This is a genomic window from Azospirillum isscasi (genome assembly GCF_030849505.1).
GTDB classification, from domain to species: Bacteria; Pseudomonadota; Alphaproteobacteria; order Azospirillales; family Azospirillaceae; genus Azospirillum; species Azospirillum isscasi.
On record NZ_JAUJFI010000253.1, the window covers coordinates 1 to 5,224 of the forward strand.

Below are 5,224 nucleotides of genomic sequence, written 5' to 3' on the forward strand. Positions count from 1 at the left end.
CCGCCGCAGGGCTACGGAAGGAGGCGATGGGCGGTCCCCATGCCCTCAGTCGAACTGTTTCCGGAAACAGATCGGGGCTGTTCAAAACTACCCGGCTGGTCACGGTGCTTTCGCGTCACATTGAGATTTCCGGGGCCACGAAGAACGGAAAATACCACCCACAGCGGCATTGAATTCACTGTGGTCGATCATCTCGCGGTTCCGGGGGGCTCACTTGACAGGTCGCCGGTCGGGTGTATTCGAATGGGATCAAGGCAGGAGCAGCACACTATGCCCGATCCCCTCGATTGGCTCGCCGACCGCTACGCCTACCGGCCCGCCGCAATCATCAAGCTGATGGTACTGGCCGCCGATCATCCCACCACGTGGGACGCCGAACAGGAAACCCACTATCGTGGCCGGCTTCTGGACATTCTGGGACACATGTTGGAAATTGCCGACGACACCACCGTCATCGACAAGGCCCAGGCGTTCCGCGAGCGGTTCACGGCCGCCCACGCCATGGAGGTGCAGCGACTCGTCGTGTACCTGATTTTTCTGACGCTTCCAGACCAGGGCTGGCCCGAGCCGGTGACGTGGGATCACGCGACTGGCCGCCCGCAGGTGTACCACCTGGAGCCGATGCTGATCCACGCCGAGGCCATGGTCCTCGGCCTCCTTGCCCACCGGCTTAGCGAGCTTCGATGCGATCAGTGACCCTTGCCGGGCAAGGCTCCAGGCGGATGCCAGAACTCGTGGTTTCGACCGAAAGGCCGGGCGGCCCAAAATGCCGCATCCGCCCGTCTGATCGTCAGACCATTCGGGCGATCCTCTGGACGAATATGCGGGACCAGTGCAACGGCCTGCCCCTCCAGGTCAGAGGCATCTCCTGGGCCACGGAGTCGGCTTCGGCAGAGCCGACAGCGACCGTCCGGCCCCGCACGGCAATCGTCAACCGGCCAGCCCCCCGCGACCAAAATCCAGTACGGCCTTGATGCCGCCGACCGCCGAAACACGCCTCGCTATTCTCCGTGGCCGTACCGTTCACATTGGATTTCCAACTCCTGCTTCCCGGTCGAGACTCCAGAGGTGCCGGTTGAGAACCCTTTCCACCTAATGATGTGGTTTCCTTGTTAATATTCTCACCTGTCATCATGGGACCTTTATGGCCCAGGCATCAAGGAAACCTGAAGCTGCCTCCGTTAGAACCGGAGGCGAAGTGGATGGTGGGAGACCTCAAGGCCCAGGTGGCCGCATTGATTCGGGCAAGCCGCACGGGGCGTGGGATGACGCAGGAAGACCTTGCTGACCGGGCGAACCTCAGCGTGCAGTCCATCTCCGCACTGGAAAACGCCAAGTACCTGCCGGCCCTAGACACCCTCGTGGATCTGGTTGAGATCCTTGGCCTCGATGTCACCGACGTGGTCTCCCCGACGCACGTGCCGGGACACCGCCTCACCCAGGAGGCAAAAGCGAAGTCTCTCCTCCGACGGCTCGATGATGACCTCCTGTTGGTTGCTGTTCGGCAAATCGAGGCTCTCGTCGAGCATGCCGAACGGAGCGGTAAGTCGCGGAAGCGGTTGTAATTTTCCAAGGTGGTGAGGGCCGTCGCCCACTTCCGGTCTGACCTGACCGCTCTGGCATCACCGCTTCTCGGTTGAAGCCGTTTGCCATCGGTTTTGGTGATAAACCGGTGACGCCGCTCCTATCGGTTGATAGTTAAACCTTGCTTTAACATTATGTGCGATACCACAATGGAAAGTGGGTGCTGGGGACGAGGTGGTGTGTTCAAGCCTGTGGCGGACACGGGGGCATCTCAGCCGGCCCATTGACTCCATTAAATCGCGAGCAGGCCATGAAGATCCAAATGGTGCATCCCTCCACCAAAGACATCCGCAGCTTGACGACCGAGTTCGACTGGAGTGCTTTCCTGTCCGTGTTCGTCTTTGGGGTTCCACACTTCCTCCGAGGCCTCCATGTCCACGGCGGCATCATTATCGCTTTGAACTTGTTCTCGCTGACGCCCTTGATGATGCCCCTTGACGACAAGGGATTGACGGTCACCCTCCTCGCGTATCTGGGCCTTTTCGTCGGGGTCGCAGTCGCCTTCGGCGTGAAGGGTTCGGAGCAGTATGCCAAAGCCCTACTGGCCCGCGGCTACCTGTTCCAAAACCCGGAAGGCGAACTGGCCCAGGCGGCTCGTACCAAGTGGTCCATCGCGGCCTGATGCCCCACGTCCGACCATCAGGGAGACCGTCATGCGGTCGATGTCGATCTTGATGACCTCGGTGCTGGCCGGCGTGGTGGGCATCGCCGCCTCGGCCATGGGCCAAGACAAGTACCACCGCCCCGAGGTCCTGAACGCGATGCTGAGCGGGGACATCGGATCGGTGAAGCCGCGGAACGAGACCGAGAACACCGCGATGATGGGCTACACCATCGGCTTACTGGGAAAGCTGGACAAGCGGTGCTCCATTCTGAACGACGCCGAGAAGTTCACTCTCGGCGTCGCCGAAGTCCTTGGAGCAGCCGGTGGTATGCCGCTGATCCTGTCGGCGGCGAACGGCGAAAGCGACGCCAACAAACTCGCCAACGACTACGGGTGCCGGTCTCGCGAGGTCCAGAAGATCGTCAAGGCGATGCTGAGTGCCGACCTGATCAATTGATCTGGGCCGATCCAGATGCAGCCTCATCAATGGAAGGGCCTACCATGAGAATTTTAATCGTCCTCGCGTCCCTTCTGGTTGCGGGCACCGTCTACGCCCAGGGCTTACCCTGGGTAACCGGCAATGCAAAGGGTTGGTTCGTCGCGACCAAGTTCGACCCGAAGGGCAACAAGCTGATCATCACCTGCGATGCGGCTACACAGGAGCGGGCGGCCGTGCTGTACCTGCCAACGATCCCTGTCCGGGGCTCCGGCGTTCTGGATGTCACGCTCGGATTGAACGGCACGCTGGTTCCCGCCGGGTCCTGGCAGATCTTCCAAGGCGGAGTGGCCGCCAAGGAGTACACCGCAATCGTCGATCTGGTCGAGAAGATGAGTGACGCGTTCATGATCGATGTCCATCTGGCCGGCCAACCCGGAGCCAGTTTCGACAACATCGGCTTCGATGAGGTCAGCAAGGGGCTGGCCCAGGCGTGCGGGCGGTAGCCAAGAGCCCGGCGGTAATGCACCGGATCGCGGCGACCTCTGCGGTGTTGCTGGTCACGTTGACCATGGTTGCCGGCTGCCGGCAGGCAGGACCAGCAGGCGGGATTCACCAACCTTACGACGGGGCGACGCCATACCGCGACGCGGCCGTCCCATCCGCACGAGGCGGCGACCCGCCGGCCGAGGCTACCAGCCGCACGACTTGCCCGAACGACGACGTGGTCTACGGTGGCTGCCTGCGGAACCTGCACCAGCAGCCTCGCGAGTTCTGGGAGCAGTACCAGCGGGAAGCCCCGGCTCTCCGCGAGGGGGTCCTGACCTGTGCTCGGCTGCGGGACGAGTTCGGCGACTGGGTCCGGGAGAAGCGGAACGAACTCCGCCAGAAGGACCGGCAGTGGAACATGGTGGCGGGGTACCTGCCGCATGCGGTGGTCGAGGAATCCACCCATACGATCCAACAGATGGCCTCAGCCTTCTCGGTGACAGAGTACACCCAGATCATCAACGCCGGGTCTCGTCCCGAACTTTGCCGCGAGCGGGTTCTGTTCTGGAAGGTCCAGATCCTGAACGTGACCGAGAAGTTCCCGCCGCTTCAGCAGTAGGCTGGGGTTATCGGATTTCCTGAACGGTGCCGTCGGCCATCCAGCACCGCCACGCCCTCGTTTTCCCGGTCTGCGGGTCAAACAGCGGCTGGCACAACGGCTGCTGCATCTGCTTCCACCGGGACGGAAAGTCCCGATATGCCGGGATTGGATCGGGCCGCAGGTCAGGGGCCATGCCGCCCGCTGGTGGAACGTCGCGGCCAAACGGATCGGCAAGCGGGCGAACCTGCGGCGGCTGATACGTGTCGGCGGCAGCCGGCGTCATGACGGCCGCGGCGACAACCAGAGCTATTCGGACCGTAACTTCCCTCATCATGGTGCCCCTCCGCTCCCCACAGCCCGGTAGAAATTTCCGTAAGCAGGAACAACCTGCCCGGTGTTCGACCTTCAACAGACGCAACACGACCACCCCACGAGGTGATGACCGTCACAGTGTCAGGTTTCGATTTATGGCATCAAGTTTGCTTGGTGATATTAGAAATTTTAGACAGGCAAACACGAACTTCGCACCATGGTATCGCCCGACCTCCAGCTTCCCGCCACGATGCGAGCGAATCTGCTGACCATCCAGGCTGGACAGCAGCAGGTGTCGGCTGCCCAGCAGCGGCTGGCGACCGGGTTGAAGATCAATGCTGCCCTGGACAGCCCGCCGGTCTATTTCGCGGCCAAGGCACTGACGCAGCGGGCCGGCGACCTGTCGGCGATGAAGGATGCTGTTGGGCAGGCGATCAGTACCGTCCAGGCTGGCGACAAGGGGGCCAAGCACATCGGCGGTCTCCTGGTCCAAGCCCGAGGGCTCACAACGGCCGCCCTGACCAGCCTCGGCATGGACGCAGGGTCTATCCAGACGCGACGGAACCTTGCCGATCAGTTCGACAGCATCCTGGACCAGATCAACGGCATCGCCGGGGATTCCGGCTACGGCGGCAAGAACCTTCTGGTCGGTGACGGCTCCAAGCTGGACGCAACCCCGGAGTCTAAGCTCGCCGTCCAGGACCTCATTGGCATCCGTCAGGCCAGGGTGACCGACATCTCAGAGCCCGATGACTACCAGATCGCGATCACCGGCAGCGGACGGATCACGGGAGCGGCCGGCGACATTGCCAACGCGGAGCAGGCCCTCGGTCTCACTGCGGTGAAGATCACCGGCATCAAAAGCCCAACCAGCGGTGACTTCAATCCAATCTCGATCATGGTCTCGGGCGGGCCAGGGACCGACAAGGTCATCACGGCCACCAACCCACCGGACAGCTTCACCCAGCGGTTCACCGCAGCCCAGTGGCATGCTGCTGATGCCGCTGCCACCCCGTTGAAGTTCGACCACTCGTTCCCTGGGGGAGCACGGGTTCAGTTCGATGTGGACTTTGACTTGATCGACGCCAGGCTCCAGAACGTCGACACCCGGACCGCCCAGAGTAAGCGGTGTTTTCAGGCCACGGCGGTTTCGGCCTGCCGAGCATAGCTCCAGGGCAGCAGTTCATCGAGCTTGGTG

The 5,224-nt window shown here is 62.2% G+C and carries 8 protein-coding genes; 7 read left to right on the top strand and 1 reads right to left on the bottom strand.

Annotation, left to right across the window (positions count from 1 at the left end):
- Positions 1-270: 270 nt before the first annotated feature.
- From QSG27_RS27525 to QSG27_RS27550, 6 genes are all read left to right on the top strand, one after another.
- Positions 271-696 carry a hypothetical protein gene (locus tag QSG27_RS27525; protein ID WP_306711854.1) on the top strand — a complete coding sequence of 142 codons (426 nt, stop codon included), beginning with the start codon at positions 271-273 and terminating at the stop codon, positions 694-696.
- 506 nt (positions 697-1,202) lie between these two features.
- A complete protein-coding gene (locus tag QSG27_RS27530) occupies positions 1,203-1,565 on the top strand; it encodes a helix-turn-helix transcriptional regulator (RefSeq protein WP_306711856.1) in 363 nt (120 codons plus the stop codon).
- Positions 1,566-1,834: 269 nt separating this feature from the next.
- Positions 1,835-2,206, top strand: a complete 372-nt coding sequence (locus QSG27_RS27535; protein ID WP_201044344.1) for a hypothetical protein — start codon at positions 1,835-1,837, stop codon at positions 2,204-2,206.
- Positions 2,207-2,237: 31 nt separating this feature from the next.
- A complete protein-coding gene (locus QSG27_RS27540; RefSeq protein WP_306711859.1) occupies positions 2,238-2,645 on the top strand; it encodes a hypothetical protein in 408 nt (135 codons plus the stop codon).
- Between the two features lie 44 nt (positions 2,646-2,689).
- Entirely contained in the window at positions 2,690-3,130 is a 441-nt protein-coding gene (locus QSG27_RS27545; protein WP_306711861.1) for a hypothetical protein, read from the top strand.
- 17 nt (positions 3,131-3,147) lie between these two features.
- A complete protein-coding gene (locus QSG27_RS27550; RefSeq protein WP_306711863.1) occupies positions 3,148-3,732 on the top strand; it encodes a hypothetical protein in 585 nt (194 codons plus the stop codon).
- A 7-nt stretch (positions 3,733-3,739) separates the two neighbouring features.
- Here the strand turns inward: QSG27_RS27550 and QSG27_RS27555 are convergent, their stop codons facing one another.
- Positions 3,740-4,048, bottom strand: coding sequence for a hypothetical protein (locus tag QSG27_RS27555; protein WP_306711865.1), 309 nt, complete (start codon positions 4,046-4,048; stop codon positions 3,740-3,742).
- Between the two features lie 195 nt (positions 4,049-4,243).
- Between QSG27_RS27555 and QSG27_RS27560 the strand changes: the two genes are divergently transcribed.
- Entirely contained in the window at positions 4,244-5,194 is a 951-nt protein-coding gene (locus QSG27_RS27560; protein ID WP_306711867.1) for a flagellin, read from the top strand.
- Positions 5,195-5,224: the final 30 nt, after the last annotated feature.